The sequence below is a fragment of the Pseudonocardia tropica genome, assembly GCF_040105315.1.
GTDB classification, from domain to species: Bacteria; Actinomycetota; Actinomycetes; order Mycobacteriales; family Pseudonocardiaceae; genus Pseudonocardia; species Pseudonocardia alni.
In genome coordinates this window covers 414,923-430,533 of sequence record NZ_JBEDNP010000002.1, presented here as the reverse complement: position 1 = coordinate 430,533, position 15,611 = coordinate 414,923, and the positions used below count along the sequence as shown (strand labels likewise).

Genomic DNA, 15,611 nt, shown 5'->3' with positions numbered 1-15,611 from the left:
CGGTTCGCGCGCGGGCCGGGCCGGGTCAGCGGATCCGGCCGCCGGTGGCGATCCGCAGCAGGTCACGGGCGGTGCCGCGGAGCGAGGTGCCCTCGCGCCAGACGGCGCGGAACTCCCGGGTCAGGTCGAGGCCGCGGACGTCGACGACGACCAGCGACCCGGCCGCGACGTCGGCGCCGACCACCGCCCGCCCCAGCACCGCGGGGCCCCCACCGGCGCGGACGGCGGCACGCAGGGCGGCGTCCGCGGCGTACTCGCGCCGCGGCGGGACGGGCCCACCGGCACCGGCGGCGTCGAGCGCGGCCTCCAGCGCGGGCCGGGCCCCGGCACCGGGCGGCCGGGTGAGCAGCGGGGTACCGGCCAGCTGTGCGGCATCGACGCCGTCGGACCCGGCCCACGGGTGCCCGGGGGCGACGACGAGCACCAGCGGGTCCGATCCCACCGTCGCCGCGTGCAGGTCCTCCAACGGGCCGGGCGTGGACACCACACCGACCGCCGCGTCACCGGACCGGACCGCCGCCGCCGGGTCCGGGGTGTCGCGCAGCACCACCCGCCCGCCCGGACCGTCGCGCAGCTCGACCAGCCAGGCCTGCAGCAGACACTCCGCGACCACCGGGTTCGCGGCCAGGACGACGGTGTCCTCCCCGGCCGGCTCGTCGCGCAGCGCCGCGACCGCGACGTCCAGGTCGGACGCGGCGGCCAGCAGCGGGCCCGCCCACTCCACCAGCAGGACCCCGCGGGTGGTGAGCCTGCTGGACCGCCGCCCCCGGCGGGCACGTTCGAGCACCGGGCCCCCGACCTGCTGCTCGGCCGCCCGGATCCGTGCGGACGCGGCCTGCACCGTCAGCCCGAGCCCCTCGGCCGCGGCGGACAGGCTCCCGGTGCAGGCGATGTCACGGAGCAGGGCGAGAGCGGTCAGGTCGGGGACGCGTGCGGGTGCGGTGGCCATCGGGACCAGCCTAGGTGGCGGGCGGGGTCACACCCCGAGCAGCCCGCGCAGGTAGGCCGCCTGACCGGCGTGCTGGAGGTCGTCGCCGAGCACACTGACCAGGCGTTCGCCGAGGGTCACGTTCTCCCCCCAGGTGGGCGGCAGGACGCGGGACAGGTCGTCGTCGGCGAGGCCCGCGAGGTGCCCGACGGTGCGCTCGTGCACCGCCGCGCCGTAGCCGGCCAGCAGGTCCGCGGTCGTGCGCACGGCGTCGACCTGCGACGACGTGTGCCCGAACCCGGTGTCGGCGACGTCGAGGTCCAGGCCGAAGCGCCGCGCCCAGCCCGCGCCGGTCCAGACCTGCTCGGACCCGAACGCCTCGGCGACGTGGTCGTCCTGCACCCGCAGCAGGTGCCACACCAGCCAGCCGATCGGGTTGCCCGGGCCGTCCGCACCCTCCGGGCGGCGGGCGAGGTCGGCCTCGGACAGGCCGTCCACCACCTCGCGCACGAGCTCGTCGATCCGGCCGACGTGGTCGGTCAGCAGTTCCGCGGTCGTCGTCATGGGGCGGGCTTTCCCGTATGCGGGCCCCCGCATGCGGGTTACGGTGGTCGGTGGTGACCGAGAACGTGAGGACCCACAGCGCGCACTGGGGCGTGTTCCACGCCCGCTGGGACGGCAGCAGGCTGCGGGTCCGCCCGCACCCGGGCGACCCGGACCCGTCCCCGGTGCTGGACAACGTCCCCGCGGCCGTCGGGCACGCCGCCCGGGTCGCCGCGCCCGCGGTGCGCCGCGGCTGGTGGGACCGCGGCCCGGGCCGTGACCCCGGTCGTGGCCGCGACGGCTACCGCACCGTGTCCTGGGACGCCGTGCTCGACCGGCTCGCCGAGGAGACCCACCGGGTCCGCTCCACCCACGGCGACGAGGCCGTCTACGGCGGCTCCTACGGCTGGGCGTCGGCCGGGCGGTTCCACCACGCCCAGGGCCAACTGCACCGGTTCCTGGCGCTGACCGGGGGCTACACCCGCTCGGTCAACACCTACTCCGGCGGCGCCGCCGAGGTGGTGCTGCCGCACGTGCTGGGCACCTTCGACGCGGTGACCCGCTACGCGGTGACCTGGGACCAGGTCGCGGCGCACACCGACACCGTCGTCGCGTTCGGCGGGATGGCGCTGAAGAACTCCGCGATCGCCGCGGGCGGGGTCAGCCGGCACGTCGAGCGCGGGGCCATGCGCGCCGCCCGCGACCGGGGCGCGGTGTTCGTGCTGGTCAGCCCGCTGCGCCCGGACCTGCCGGAGGAGGTCGACGCCACCTGGCTGCCGATCCGGCCCGGCACCGACGTCGCGCTGATGCTGGCGCTCATGCACACCGTCGTCGAGGCGGGGCGGGCCGACACCGACTTCCTGGCCTCGCACTGCGACGGCTGGGACCGGCTGCGCGGGTACCTGTTCGCCGCCCCGGCGAAGGACGCCGGGTGGGCCGAGGGCGTCACCGGCATCCCGGCGGCGACGATCCGCGAGCTGGCCTGGCGGATCGCGCACGGCCGCACCCTGGTGACCGTCGCGCAGTCGCTGCAGCGCGCCGAGCACGGCGAGCAGCCGGTCTGGGGCGGGACGGCGCTCGCCGCGGTGCTCGGCCAGATCGGCCTGCCCGGCGGCGGCTTCAACTACGGCCTCGGGTCGCTCGGGCACTACGGGCGCCCGCGCAACGCGGTGCCGGTGCCCACGTTCTCCCGGGCGCCGAACCCGGTGACCTCGTTCATCCCGGTCGCGCGGGTCGCGGACATGCTGCTGCACCCGGGGGAGACCTACTCCTACCAGGGCGTCGGGCACACCTACCCGCACGTGCGGATGGCGTGGTGGGCCGGCGGCAACCCGTTCCACCACCACCAGGACCTGCGCCGGATGCGGCGCGCGGTCGCCGAGCTGGACACGTTCGTCGTGCACGACCCGATGTGGACGGCCACCGCGCGGCACGCCGACGTCGTGCTGCCGTCGACGACGACCCTGGAACGCGACGACATCGGCGCCACCGGCTCCGACCCGCTCGTCGTCGCGATGAAGCAGCTGGTGCCCCGGCACGGCGAGGCCCGCGACGACTACGACGTGCTCGCCGACCTGGCCGCGCGGCTCGGGCACGGCGAGGCCTTCACCGAGGGCCGGACGTCGCACGAGTGGCTCGTCCACATGTACGACCGCACCCGCAAGGGCCTGGCCGACCGCGGGCTCGACGCGCCGTCGTTCGAGGAGTTCTGGGAGCGCGGCGAGCTGGAGCTGCCCCGGCGCCCCGACGACGGCGGGGTGCTGGCCCGCTTCCGTGCCGACCCCGCCCGGCACCCGCTGCCGACGGCGTCCGGCCGCGTCCAGGTCGGGTCCGGCCCGATCGCCGCGCTCGGGCTGCCCGACCACCCCGGCCACCCGGCGTGGATCGAGCCGACCGAGGTCCCCGACGACCGGCACCCGTTCTGGCTGGTGTCCAACCAGCCGGCGACCCGGCTGCACTCCCAGCTCGACTTCGGCGCCCACTCGGCCGGGTCGAAACGCTCCGGGCGCGAGGTCGTGCGCATCCACCCCGACGACGCCGCCCGGCTCGGCATCGGCGACGGCGACGTCGTCCGCCTCCACAACGACCGGGGCGCCTGCCTGGCCGCGGCGCGGGTCACCGACGACATCCGGCCCGGCGTGCTGCAGCTGCCGACCGGGGCGTGGTGGGACCCGCGCCCCGACCCGGACCGTCCCGAGCTCGGCGACGACGGCCTCTGCGTGCACGGCAACCCGAACGCCGTGACCCGCGACCGGGGGACGTCGGGCTTCGCGCAGGGGTGCAGCGGTCAGCTGTGCGCGGTCGCGGTGGAGCCGTACCACCACGAGGCCCCGGAGGTCACCGCGCACACCCCGCCGGTCACGCCGGCCTCGCCGTGACCGGCCGGACCCCTCCCGCTCAGTGCTGATACTCGTTCCGCAGGCTTCTCTCGATCTCCTCCAGGCTGCGGCCCTTCGTCTCGGGCAGCAGCCGGGTCGCGTAGACGTAGGCCGCGGCCGTCGTCACCGCGAAGAACAGGAAGTTCCAGCCCGCGCCGAACGCCTCGAGCAGCGACGGGAACAGCAGTGCGACGGTCATGTTGAACAGCCAGTTGAACGTCACACAGAACGCGACCGCGCCGGCGCGGACGCGCAGTGGGAACAGCTCCGGCAGCAGCACCCACTGCACCGGCCCCCAGGAGATCGAGAACGACGCGATGTAGACGACGATCCCGGCCAGCGTCAGCCCGAGCAGCAGCGGCCCCTGCTCCAGCCCGACCAGGTTCGTCACCGCCAGGACGACCATCGACACGCACATGCCGACCGCGCCCCAGCGCAGCAGCGGGCGCCGCCCGGCACGGTCGATCAGCCACATCCCGGGCAGCGTCATCAGCATGTTCACCGCGCCGATGCCCACGTTGGCGCCGATCGCGCCGGTCGCCCCGAAGCCGACGTCGGTGAGCAGGGTCGGCGCGTAGTAGATGATCGTGTTGATGCCGACGAAGTTCTGGAAGAACACCAGCAGCATCCCGATGAGGGTCAGCCGCCGCAGCCGCGGGGAGAACAGCGCCCCGATCGCGACCTTCTCGGTGTTCTCCCGCTCGACACGTACGCTCTCCCGGATCTCCGACAGCTCGGCCTCGGCCGCCTCCGGGGTGCCGCGCAGCCGCTCCAGGACGACCCGCGCGTCCTCCACGCCGCCGTCGGGCTTCTGCGCGACCAGCCAGCGCGGGCTCTCCGGCTGGGTGTAGATACCGACCGCCAGGAGCACCGCGGGGATCACGCCCAGCCCGATCATCCAGCGCCAGTCCCGGGACTCGGCGAAGGCGAAGTCGGTGACGTAGGCCAGGAAGATGCCGACGGTCACCAGCAGCTGCATCAGCGACGTGAGCCGCCCGCGGATCCGGGCCGGCGCCAGCTCGGACAGGTACATCGGCACGACCACCGACACGATCCCGACGCCGGTGCCCATGACGAACCGGAACGCCACGAGCATCGCGACGTTCACGCCGAGCGCGGCACCGAGCGTGCCGACCACGAACACGATCCCGCCGATCAGGATCAGCAGCCGCCGGCCCAGGGTGTCGGCGAGCCGGCCCGAGACACCCGCCCCGAGCATCGCGCCGACGAGCAGCCCGGACACCACCGTGCCCTGCTCCAGCGACGACAACGGGATGTCGTCGGGGATGAACAGGATCGCCCCGGAGATCACCCCGGTGTCGTAGCCCCACAGGATCCCGCCGAGTGCCCCGAAGAACCAGATCGCCCACTGTGACGGCCGCCGCGCCGTCCGCGCCCCCGAGCTCATCGGCCGATCCTGCGGCCGCCCGTTACGGGCCGCAACATGGGGCTTCAGCGTCAGGCGGGGTGTCGCGAGGCGTCCAGCCGGCGGCGGCCGCCGTCGGTGGCGGCGTCGACCTCCCGCACGCCCAGTGCCTTCGCCAGCCCCGACGGCGGCATGTCGCCGTAGATCGTCTCGAACTCCCCGGCCACGAAGGTCTCGTGCCAGATCCCGACGGCGCCGGGGTAGCGGCGGGCGCGGCGGTTGAACGCGGCCCAGGCCGGCCGGTGCGTCGCCGCGGTGTCGCTCGCGTAGGCGTAGAGGGACTCGCGGTCGCGCCAGTACTGCACGAGGAACGGGCCGCCGGGGCCGATCCCCGAGCGGGTCCCGAGCAGCCCGTGGGCGGGGTCGCGCTCCAGCTCGCGCAGCATCCCGGACATCGCGCTCACCACCGGCAGCCAGGCCCGGACCCTCCAGGGCCGGTTGAAGCGCATGCCGATCAGGAACACGACGACCGGCCCGTCGGTCGGCTCGGTGGTCGTGCGGGTGTACGGCGCCATCGGTCGACTCCCTCGTCCCGGTGCTGTGTGGATACCGAGACTATCCGACAATGGCGAGTGACGCTATCCGTTCTGGTCGAGCCAGGCCCGGACCTCGGCGGAGTCGGCGCCCAGCGACGGGGGAGAGCGGCGGTAGGACGGCGGGGTCACCGACCAGCCGACCGGGTTGCGGACGGTCGGGACGGCGGCGGCGTCGTCGGCCCGGACGACCGGGTCGAGACCGAGCTCCTCGGCGAGGGCGACACCGCCGTCGACGGTGTTGATCGGGCCGCAGGGCACGCCGGCGGCGGTGATCGCGTCGTACCACTCCTGGGCGGTGCGGGTGGCGAGGCGGGCGCGCAGCCGCTGCTCGATCTCCTCGCGGTGGCCGATCCGGTCGGACATGGTCGCGAAACGCGGGTCCTGCGCCATGGCCGGGTCGCCGAGGACGGCCGCGAGCTTCCGGAACTGGCCGTCGTTGCCGGCGATGACGATGAGGTCGCCGTCCGCGGTGGGCATCGGCTGGTACGGGAAGACGCTGGGATGGGCGTTGCCCATCCGGCGCCCGACCGCACCCGCGGCGACGTAGGCCTCGGTCTGGTTGACCAGGGTGGACATCGCGACCGACAGCAGGTTGGTCTCCAGCAGCTGGCCCTGCCCGGTCCGCTCGCGGTGCCGCAGGGCCGCGCCGACCGCGAGTGCGGCGTGGAGCCCGGTGAGGACGTCGAACACCGCGACCCCCGCGCGGAACGGCGGCCCGTCGACGTCGCCGGTCAGGCTCATCAGGCCCGACACCGCCTGGACCAGCAGGTCGTAACCGGCCAGGTGGGCGCCGCCGCGGGCGCCGAACCCGGTGATCGAGCAGTACACGACCCCGGGGTTGCCGGCCGCGACGCTGTCGTGGTCCAGCCCGAACCGCGCCGCGGCGCCCGGCCGGAAGTTCTCGACGACGACGTCGGCCCGCCGCGCCAGCTCGCGTGCCGCCGCGACGTCACCCGGGTCGGTCAGGTCGAGCACCACGGACCGCTTGTTCCGGTTGATCGACAGGTAGTAGGTGGAGATGTCGCCCTGCTCGGGGTCGCTGACCGCCGGCGGCTTCCAGGTGCGGGTGTCGTCGCCGCCCGGACCCTCGACCTTGACCACCGTCGCGCCGAGGTCGGCCAGCATCATCGTGGCGTAGGGCCCGGCGAGGACGCGGGAGAAGTCGGCGACCAGCACGCCGTCCAGCGGGCCGCCGGTGGGGTCGTCGCCGAGCGGGGAATGATCCACGTGCCGGCACGCTAGCCGCGTCGCCGCACCGGCGACAGTCGCGACGCGGCTCACGGTGGGTCGGGTGCGAGGTAGGTGTGCCCGGTCGGGGTCCGGGTGACCACGGTCCCGTCGGGGGCTCGGGCGACGTGCCAGCCGGGTTGTTCGCGGACGTGGTTGTGGAACTCGCAGACTCCGCGTCCGTTGTCCAGCTCGGTGCGGCCGCCGTCGGCGTCGCGGTGGATGTGGTCGAGGTGGCGGACGGGTGCGTCGCAGTAGGGCTCGGTGCACCGGTTCTGCGCTCTGGCTTTGACGAGGGTGGCGAGGAGTCCGGTGAAGGTGCGCTGTCGGGAGTCGCCGCCGATCACGATGCCCTGGTCGGTCAGCAGTCTGCGTAGGGACTTCGTCCCCTCGGGGGTGGCGAGCAGGTCGGCCGGTACCGGTCCGAGCCCGGGGATCTCGGCGGGCAGCGGGGACCGTGGGTCGAGCAGGGCCTGGACCGGGACGGTGACCTGGACTTCGAGGTTCACCGCGGTCGCGGTGGCCTGGCCGGTGACACGTTCGACGAGGGTGTCGGCGAGGACCTGACCGCGGGTGCGGGTCAAGGGCTCGGGGTCGATCTGGATCTCGACGAAGGTCTTCTGCAGCGCGGCCAGGCATGCGGCGCCCTGTTCGACCGGTACGTAGGCGGTGAGGTAGCTCATCGCGTCCGGTGCCGGGCGCAGTGTCACCCGGCGTTCGGCCCGGGCGGCACGGACCCGGGCGCGGAACCGGTCGGGAGCGATCTCGGCGACGAGCCGGCGGGTCATGGCGCGGAGCCGTCCGATGCCGAGCCGGGTCAGGTCGTGCACGGCGAGGCGGGCATCGACCTGCCTGCGCCGGCGCGCATCGAGGTCGCGGCATCCGACGGCGATCGCGGAGACCTTCGCGGCGCTGAGCTCACCGGCGATGTGCAGGTCCCGGACACGACCGAGTCCGGCGTACAGGTCCCGGGCGTTCGCCACCCGGGTGCGGGCCTCGGCCGTGGAGATGCGGCAGGCGAGCTGGACCTGCGCGACCACGCTGCGGTGGAGCCCGTCGACGTCGGCCCGGTCGTCGGTGAGGCGGTTCTCGACCTGTGCCTGGGCGAACGCCCGGATGCGCGTCGCCTGGAGCGCGGCGAGGGAGGCCTGCAGGGACTCGATCTGCCGGATCTGGTCGATCAGGTCGGCCTCGGAGAGCACGGTGATGTCGTCGTCGACGACCTGGTCGACCAGGAGGCGGAGCAGGGCGAGGTCACCGGACGTGAACCCGCCGCCCGGCACGCCGGTGGCGTGGACGGGTGGTTCCTGGGTCGCGGTCACGCAACCATGATACTCGACCATATGTTCGAATAGAAGGTGTTCGGCGCAGGTGGGAGGCCGTTCGTCGTTCCGCCGGAGACGGCGGTGTGCGGCGCGTTCGTCGTCCCCGGGACGTCGGGTGTCAGTTCCGCGCCGCGTCGCGAGCCACCGCGTCGGCCAGCTCATCGTCCCCCCGGATCGGTCCGCGGAGAGTCGCGGGCGAGGTACGGGGCGTTACCTACCCGACGTCCCCGTCGACGTAGAACCACCGCCCGTCCTCCCGGACGAACCGGCTGCGCTCGGCCAGCACCCCGTCCGTCCGGTGGGCCCGGAACTCGACGGTCCCGTCGGTGGAGAACATCGTCCCGCCCGAGCGCGCCACGATCTCCAGCCCCGTCCACACCGACCCCGGCTCGAGCCGGAGCCGTCGCGGCCGCGTCGACGGGTGCCACGACGCCAGCAGGTACGCGCGGTCGCCCCGCACGAAGGCGGTGTAGCGGCTGCGCATCAGCGCCTCCGCCGTGGCGGCGGGGCGCCCGGCGAGCACGGGGGCGCAGCAGGTGTCCTCGGGGCGGCCGGTACCGCAGGGGCAGAGCACGGTCGTCGAGCATGCCCCATCCCGCGTGTGAGGTGCCCGACCGACCCGCAGGGGACAGTTGACCACCTCTACGGACGTGTGGTCGTCTCGTCCGTCGTCGAGCCGTGTACCGCAGGAGGAATGCCGACGTGACGGACTTCTACGACGTCCTGCACTCCCGCCGCGACGTCCGCACCGGCTTCCGGCCCGACCCGGTCGACGACGACGTCCTCACCCGCGTCCTGCAGGCCGCGCACGCCGCCCCGAGCGTGGGGTTCTCCCAGCCCTGGGACTTCGTCCTGGTCCGCGACGCGGGCGTCCGCGAGCGCGTGCACGCCCTCGTCTCCGCCCAGCGCGACCGCTACGCCGCGTCGCTGCCCGCCGCCCGCGCCGAGGCACTGCGCGCGATCCGGGTGGAGGCGATCCGCGAGACCCCGCTGAACGTCGTCGTGACCGCCGACGCCACCCGTGGCGGCCGGCACACCCTCGGCCGCCACGAACGCCCCGAGATGGGCCCCTACTCCGCCGCGCTCGCGGTGCAGAACCTGTGGCTGGCCGCCCGCGCCGAGGGCCTCGGCGTCGGCTGGGTGTCGTTCTTCGGCGACGACGGCCTCACCGAGCTCGGCGCGCTGCTCGGGCTGCCCGCGCACGTCGAGGTCGTCGCCTACCTGTGCGTCGGCCACGTCGACGCCTTCCCCGACCGGCCCGAGCTGGAGCAGCACGGCTGGGCCCGGCGCCGCCCGCTGGACTGGGCGGTGCACCAGGACACCTGGGGCGCCCGCGGGCTGCCCGGCGCCGCCCCCACCGCCCTGCTCGAGTCCACCGTGGACGCCGTCGCACCGGTCGACGGGGCCGCCCGGTCCGCGGCCCGCGACCGGCTCGACCGGATGACCAAGCCGCGCGGCGCGCTCGGCCGGGTGGAGGACGTGGCCGTCGCGCTCGCCGGGATCGCCGGGGCCGAGGTGCCGCCGGTGCCGTCCCCGGCCGCGGTCGCGATCTTCGCCGGCGACCACGGGGTGCACGCCCAGGGCGTCACCCCGTGGCCGCAGGAGGTCACCGCACAGATGGTCGCGAACTTCACCGCGGGCGGTGCGGTGGTGAACGCGTTCGCCCGCCAGCTCGGGGCGGAGGTGCTCGTCGTCGACGTCGGGGTGGCCGCCGAGCTCGACCCGGTGCCCGGGCTGCTGCCCCGCAAGGTCGCCCGCGGCACCGCCGACATGACCACCGGCCCGGCCATGACCCGCGAGCAGGCCCGCACCGCGCTCGAGCACGGCATCGAGGTCGCCCGCGACCTGGTCGCCGCCGGGAACCGCTGCCTGCTCACCGGGGACATGGGCATCGCCAACACCACCGCCGCGGCCGCGCTGGTGTGCGCGTTCACCGGCGCCGACCCGGCCGTCGCGACCGGGCGCGGCACCGGCGTCGACGACGAGACCCTGGCCCGCAAGACCGACGTCGTGCGCCGTGCCCTGGAGCTGCACCGGCCCGACCCGGCCGACCCGCTCGGGGTGCTCGCCGCCGTCGGCGGGCTGGAGCACGCGGGGCTGGCCGGGTTCGTCCTGGGCGCCGCCGCGCTGCGCACCCCGGTGGTGCTCGACGGCGTCATCGCCGGCTCCGCCGCCCTGGTCGCCGCCGCGTTCGCGCCGGACGTCGTCGGCTACTGCCTGGGCGGGCACCGCTCCGCCGAGCCGGGCGGCGCGCTCGCCCTGGACCACCTCGGCCTCGCGCCGCTGCTGGAGCTCGACATGCGCCTCGGCGAGGGCACCGGCGCGCTGCTCGCGCTGCCGATGCTGCAGGGCGCGGCGCGGGCGATGGCCGACGTCGCCACCTTCGACGCCGCCGGGGTCACGGACAAGACCGGTGGGTGACCCGCTCACCGTCGTCGGAGTCGGCGCCGACGGCTGGGCCGGGCTGCCGGAGACCCACCGCGACGCGCTGCGCGACGCCGAGGTGCTGCTCGGCGGGCCCCGCCAGCTCGACCTGCTGCCCGCCGACGTGGCAGGGGAGCGGCGGGCGTGGCCGTCGCCGCTGGTCCCGGCGTTGCCGGGGATCCTCGACTCCCTCGCCGACCGGCGCGTCGCGGTGCTCGCCTCCGGCGACCCGATGTTCTTCGGGATCGGCGCCACGCTGGCCCGCGTCGCCGGGCCGGACCGGCTGCGGGTGCTGACCCACCCGTCGTCGGTGGCGCTGGCCTGCGCCCGGCTGGGCTGGGGCTCGGAGCACGTGGCGGTGCTGAGCGTCGTCGGCCGCCCGCTCGACGCGCTGCGCCGGGCGCTGGCCCCGGGCGCCCGACTGGTCGTGCTCTCGGCCGGAGCCGGGTCACCCACCGAGATCGCCGGGCTGCTCTCCGGCGCCGGATGGGGCGGCTCGCGGATGACGGTGCTGGAGCGGCTCGGCGCGCCCGACGAGCGCCGGGTGTCCACCACCGCCGCGGCCTGGCGGGGCGACGCGGACGCGCTGAACGTCGTCGCGCTCGAGTGCGTCCCCGACGCCGGGCTCGTCCCGCCGGGGGAGACGCCCGGCCTGCCCGACGACACCTACGACCACGACGGTCAGCTCACCAAGCGCGAGGTCCGCGCCGTCACCCTCGCCCACCTCGCGCCGCGCGCGGGGGAGCTGCTGTGGGACATCGGCGCCGGGTCCGGGTCGATCGGCATCGAGTGGATGCGGGCGCACCCGCGGTGCCGCGCGATCGCCGTCGAGACCCGCCCCGAGCGCGCCGACCGGGTCGCCGCCAACGCCGCGGCGCTCGGTGTCCCCGGCCTGCGGGTGGTGACCGGTCCCGCGCCGGACGTGCTGGCCGGGCTGGAACGGCCCGACGTCGTGTTCGTCGGCGGCGGGCTGACCCGGGAGGGTGTCCTCGACGCCTGCCTGGCCGCGCTGGGCCCGGGCGGTCGCCTGGTCGCCAACGCGGTCACCGTCCAGACCGAGGCGGCCCTCGCCGCCGCCCACGCCGCCCACGGCGGGGACCTCGTACGGGTGCAGGTCGCCCGCACCGTCCCCGTCGGCGGCTTCCACGGATGGCGTCCCGCCATGCCCGTGACCCTGTGGAGCTGGAGGAACGTGCTGTGAGGACCGAGCTGTGACGGTGCACTTCATCGGGGCCGGACCCGGTGCGGTCGACCTGCTGACGCTGCGGGCCCGCGACCTCATCGCGGCCGCGCCGGTCTGCCTCTACGCGGGCAGCCTGGTGCCGCCGGAGATGCTGGAGATCTGCCCGCCCGGGGCCCGCACCGTCGACACCGCGCTGATGACGCTCGACGAGATCACGGGCGAGATGGTGCGCGCGCACCGGCACGGGCTCGACGTCGCCCGCCTCGCCTCGGGGGACCCGTCGGTGTTCTCGGCGATGGCCGAGCAGATGCGCCGCCTGGAGGCCGAGGGCGTGCCCTACGACGTGTGCCCCGGCGTCCCCGCCTACGCGGCGGCGGCCGCGGCCCTGGGCCGCGAGCTCACCGTCCCCACGGTCGCCCAGACCGTCACCCTCACCCGGATCGCCGCGCGCGCGACACCGATGCCGGAGAACGAGGGACTCGACAAGCTGGGCGCCGCCGGCGGCACCGTGGTGCTGCACCTGGCCGTGCACCGGATCGCCGAGGTCGTCGACGCCCTGGCCCCCTCCTACGGCGGCGACTGCCCGGCCGCGGTGGTCGCACACGCGTCGCGTGCGCACGAGATCGTGCTGCGTGGGACCCTGGAGCAGATGCCCAAGGCCGTCGACGAGGCCGGTATCCAGCGTACCGCCGTGATCATCGTCGGGGAGGCGCTGGCGGCCCGGCACTTCCCGGACTCGCACCTGTACAGCGCGGACCGCTGCCGGGCGCCGGAGGGCCCGGCTCAGTAGTCCTCGTGCCAGGCCCGGCCGTCGCGCTCGATCAGCGCGGTGGCCGAGGCCGGGCCGTGACTGCCCGCGGAGTAGGGGCGGGGCCGCTGGTCGGTGGCCTCCCAGGTCCGCAGGATCGGCTCGGCCCAGCGCCACGCGGCCTCGATCTCGTCGCGGCGCATGAACAGCGTCGGGTTGCCGCGCAGCACGTCCATGAGCAGCCGCTCGTAGGCGTCGGGCAGCCGGTCGCCGAAGGTGCGGGCGAAGCTCAGGTCCAGCGGTGCCGGGATCGGGCGGATGCCGCCGGGGCCGGGCTGCTTGGCCGTCATGTGCAGGCGGACGCCCTCGTCGGGCTGCAGCCGCAGGACGAGCCGGTTGGCCGGGATCTCCTCGCCGAACGCCGGGAAGATCGAGTGCGGGACCGGCTTGAACTGCACCACGATCTCCGACGCGTGCGTCGCCAGTCGCTTGCCGGTGCGCAGGTAGAACGGCACCCCGGCCCAGCGCCAGTTGGCGACCTCGGCGCGCAGCGCCACGAAGGTCTCGGTGGAGGACCGCTCCCGCTCCCGCGGGGTCCCGGCGCGGGACTCTGCCAGCTCGGTGGCGTAGCCGGGCACGGCGGTGCCGTCGACGAGGCCCTCGGCGTACTGCCCGCGCACGGTGTCGCGCACGACGTCCGGGCCGTCGAGCGGACGCAGCGACTGCAGGACCTTGAGCTTCTCGTCGCGCACGCCCTCGCCGTCGATCTTGGCCGGCGGCTCCATCGCGACCAGGCACAGCAGCTGCAGCAGGTGGTTCTGCACCATGTCGCGCAGCGCGCCGGAGCCGTCGTAGTAGTCGGCGCGGTTCCCGACGCCGATCGACTCGGCGACGGTGATCTGCACGTGGTCGATCTGCGAGGCGTTCCACAGCGGCTCGAACAGGGAGTTGCCGAAGCGCAGGACCAGCAGGTTCTGCACCGTCTCCTTCCCGAGGTAGTGGTCGATCCGGTAGATCTGCTCCTCGGCGAAGACCGAGCCGACCTCGTCGTTGATCGCCTGCGCCGAGGCCAGGTCGGTGCCCAGCGGCTTCTCCAGCACGACGCGGGTGCGGTCGTCGACGATGCCGGCGGCCGCGCTGCCGACGCAGATCCGTCCGAACAGCTGCGGGGCGGAGGCGAGGTAGAGCACCCGGGTGCGCCCCGGGGAGGGCGCCCCGATCAGCTCCGACAGCAGCGACCAGTCGTCGTCGGCGACGTCGAGGGTCACGTGGTGCAGCCGGTCCAGGAAGCGGTGGTGCTGCGCGTCGTCGGCGCAGGCGTCGGGGCCGGCCCAGCGCGGCGCGGTGCGCCGCAGCTCGGAGTCGACCTTGTCGCGGTAGCCGGGGTCGTCGAGCCCGGATCGGGACACGGCGACGATGCGGGTGTCGTCGGCGAGCTGGCCGTCGCGGTCGCGGAGGTAGAGCGCGGGCAGCAGCTTGCGCATCGCGAGATCGCCGGTGCCGCCGAACACGACGACGTCGGCGGGGTCCATGACGGGAAGGGGGTGCGGCACGAGCCGTCTCCTCGGTAAGCGAACGGGTGCGGGTCGAGCGGTGCCAGGGCCCGCGTGACGGGCACTTCCGTACTGTACCGATTCCGTTCCGCTCGCGAAAGGCGGAAGGGGTCCTGGTCAGGCGAGGCGGCCCGCCCCGTCCGACGGCGTGCCCGGGAACACGACCGGTTCGGCCCAGCCGCGCTGCGCGAAGGCCTCCCGCACCGAGGCGGTGACCGCGGCCGCCCCGTCGGCCTCGACCAGCGCGATCACGCAGCCGCCGAAGCCGCCGCCGGTCATCCGCGCGCCGGTCGCGCCGCCGTCGCGGGCCGCCTCGACGGCCACGTCGACGTGCGGGACCGTGATCTCGAAGTCGTCGCGCATCGAGGTGTGCGAGGCGTCGAGCAGCGGCCCGATCGCCCGCGGGTCCGCGCCGCCCGACAGCAGTCGCACGGTCTCGACGACCCGGGCGTTCTCGGTCACGATGTGCCGGGCCCGGCGCCGGATCCGCTCGTCGGCGATCCGGGGCAGGTCGTCCGGGCCTGCGTCCCGCAGGGCCGGGACGCCGAGGGCGGCGGCCGCGGCCTCGCAGTCGGCGCGCCGGGCGCCGTACTCGCCCGAGGCGTGCGCGTGCGGCGCCCGGGTGTCGACGACCAGCAGCTCCAGGTCGTGCGCCGGCAGGTCGAAGGGGACCAGCTCGACGGTGTCACCGCGGGTGTCGAGGAACACCAGCCGGCCGGCGCGCCCGTGCATCGAGGCCATCTGGTCCATGCCGCCCGTGGGGGCGCCGACGAACTCGTTCTCCGCGCGCCGCGCGATCCGGGCCAGCGTGGTCGGGTCGACGTCGGCCCCGGCGAGCCCGGCGAGCGCGACGCCGACCGCGCACTCCACCGCCGCCGACGACGACAGCCCGGCCCCGACCGGCACGTCGGAGTCCAGCTCCAGCTCCACCTCGCCCACCGGGTACCCGGCCTCGCGGAACGCCCAGCAAGTCCCGGCCACGTAGGCCGCCCAGCCGGGCACCTCACCCGGCACCACCGACGCCGCGGAGAACTCCACCGCGGCACCCGGCTCCTGCACCGACCGGACCCGGCTGCGGCCCCCGGTCGCGGGTGCCGCGGCGACGACGGCCCGGTGCGGCAGCGCGAAGGGCAGCACGAAGCCGTCGTTGTAGTCGGTGTGCTCGCCGATCAGGTTGACCCGCCCGGGGGCGAACCAGACCCCGGTCGGGGCCGCCCCGTGACGGGTGGCGAAGGCGTCGGCGACGGTGGACATGGCGGCTCCGGTCGTACGGGTGCGTGGTCTCCTGGGCGGGTGTGCGGGTGGCCCGGGGCGCGGGCACGGTAGCCGACCCCTGCGCC

General features: G+C 75.3%; 13 protein-coding genes. 4 read left to right on the top strand and 9 right to left on the bottom strand.

Annotated elements, in window-relative coordinates:
* Positions 1–25: 25 nt before the first annotated feature.
* Positions 26–949: a LysR family transcriptional regulator gene (locus WHI96_RS05225; protein WP_345645223.1), complete on the bottom strand. Its 924-nt coding sequence runs from the start codon at positions 947–949 to the stop codon at positions 26–28.
* A gap of 27 nt (positions 950–976) precedes the next feature.
* Positions 977–1,492, bottom strand: a complete 516-nt coding sequence (locus tag WHI96_RS05220) for a mycothiol transferase (protein ID WP_345645226.1) — start codon at positions 1,490–1,492, stop codon at positions 977–979.
* Between the two features lie 53 nt (positions 1,493–1,545).
* Here WHI96_RS05220 and WHI96_RS05215 point away from each other — a divergent pair, with 53 nt between their 5' ends.
* A complete protein-coding gene (locus tag WHI96_RS05215) occupies positions 1,546–3,849 on the top strand; it encodes a molybdopterin-dependent oxidoreductase (RefSeq protein ID WP_345645229.1) in 2,304 nt (767 codons plus the stop codon).
* Between the two features lie 19 nt (positions 3,850–3,868).
* Here the strand turns inward: WHI96_RS05215 and WHI96_RS05210 are convergent, their stop codons facing one another.
* The 5 genes from WHI96_RS05210 to WHI96_RS05190 form a co-directional block, all read right to left on the bottom strand.
* Positions 3,869–5,257 carry a sugar porter family MFS transporter gene (locus WHI96_RS05210; protein WP_345645232.1) on the bottom strand — a complete coding sequence of 463 codons (1,389 nt, stop codon included), beginning with the start codon at positions 5,255–5,257 and terminating at the stop codon, positions 3,869–3,871.
* A 50-nt stretch (positions 5,258–5,307) separates the two neighbouring features.
* Entirely contained in the window at positions 5,308–5,790 is a 483-nt protein-coding gene (locus WHI96_RS05205; RefSeq protein ID WP_345645236.1) for a DUF4188 domain-containing protein, read from the bottom strand.
* 63 nt (positions 5,791–5,853) lie between these two features.
* Positions 5,854–7,038: a CaiB/BaiF CoA transferase family protein gene (locus tag WHI96_RS05200; protein WP_345645239.1), complete on the bottom strand. Its 1,185-nt coding sequence runs from the start codon at positions 7,036–7,038 to the stop codon at positions 5,854–5,856.
* Positions 7,039–7,088: 50 nt separating this feature from the next.
* Positions 7,089–8,360, bottom strand: a complete 1,272-nt coding sequence (locus WHI96_RS05195) for an HNH endonuclease (protein WP_345645242.1) — start codon at positions 8,358–8,360, stop codon at positions 7,089–7,091.
* 217 nt (positions 8,361–8,577) lie between these two features.
* Positions 8,578–8,937, bottom strand: coding sequence for a YchJ family protein (locus WHI96_RS05190; protein ID WP_226357021.1), 360 nt, complete (start codon positions 8,935–8,937; stop codon positions 8,578–8,580).
* 128 nt (positions 8,938–9,065) lie between these two features.
* Between WHI96_RS05190 and cobT the strand changes: the two genes are divergently transcribed.
* Genes cobT through cobM form a run of 3 tightly spaced genes read left to right on the top strand, consistent with a single transcriptional unit; the run spans position 9,066 to position 12,760 of the window.
* Entirely contained in the window at positions 9,066–10,784 is a 1,719-nt protein-coding gene (gene cobT, locus WHI96_RS05185) for a nicotinate-nucleotide--dimethylbenzimidazole phosphoribosyltransferase (RefSeq protein WP_345645245.1), read from the top strand.
* Positions 10,777–11,988 (top strand): precorrin-6y C5,15-methyltransferase (decarboxylating) subunit CbiE, encoded by a 1,212-nt coding sequence (gene cbiE, locus WHI96_RS05180; protein ID WP_345645248.1) that lies wholly within the window; start codon positions 10,777–10,779, stop codon positions 11,986–11,988. The genes cobT and cbiE overlap by 8 nt, the downstream gene beginning before the upstream one ends.
* A gap of 10 nt (positions 11,989–11,998) precedes the next feature.
* Positions 11,999–12,760 carry a precorrin-4 C(11)-methyltransferase gene (gene cobM, locus WHI96_RS05175; RefSeq protein WP_062394808.1) on the top strand — a complete coding sequence of 254 codons (762 nt, stop codon included), beginning with the start codon at positions 11,999–12,001 and terminating at the stop codon, positions 12,758–12,760.
* Here cobM and zwf read toward each other — a convergent pair.
* Positions 12,754–14,250, bottom strand: a complete 1,497-nt coding sequence (gene zwf, locus WHI96_RS05170; protein ID WP_345645252.1) for a glucose-6-phosphate dehydrogenase — start codon at positions 14,248–14,250, stop codon at positions 12,754–12,756. The genes cobM and zwf overlap by 7 nt on opposite strands.
* A 138-nt stretch (positions 14,251–14,388) precedes the next feature.
* On the bottom strand, positions 14,389–15,525 hold the full coding sequence (gene galK, locus WHI96_RS05165; RefSeq protein ID WP_345645255.1) for a galactokinase: 1,137 nt from the start codon (positions 15,523–15,525) through the stop codon (positions 14,389–14,391).
* Positions 15,526–15,611 lie beyond the last annotated feature (86 nt).

Excerpts from the sequence above, each read along its gene's own strand:
- WHI96_RS05220 (WP_345645226.1), bottom strand. The coding sequence starts at position 1,492 with ATGACGACGACCGCGGAACTGCTGACCGACCACGTCGGCCGGATCGAC.
- galK (WP_345645255.1), bottom strand. The coding sequence starts at position 15,525 with ATGTCCACCGTCGCCGACGCCTTCGCCACCCGTCACGGGGCGGCCCCG.
- WHI96_RS05225 (WP_345645223.1), bottom strand. The coding sequence starts at position 949 with ATGGCCACCGCACCCGCACGCGTCCCCGACCTGACCGCTCTCGCCCTG.
- WHI96_RS05210 (WP_345645232.1), bottom strand. The coding sequence starts at position 5,257 with ATGAGCTCGGGGGCGCGGACGGCGCGGCGGCCGTCACAGTGGGCGATC.
- zwf (WP_345645252.1), bottom strand. The coding sequence starts at position 14,250 with ATGGACCCCGCCGACGTCGTCGTGTTCGGCGGCACCGGCGATCTCGCG.
- WHI96_RS05205 (WP_345645236.1), bottom strand. The coding sequence starts at position 5,790 with ATGGCGCCGTACACCCGCACGACCACCGAGCCGACCGACGGGCCGGTC.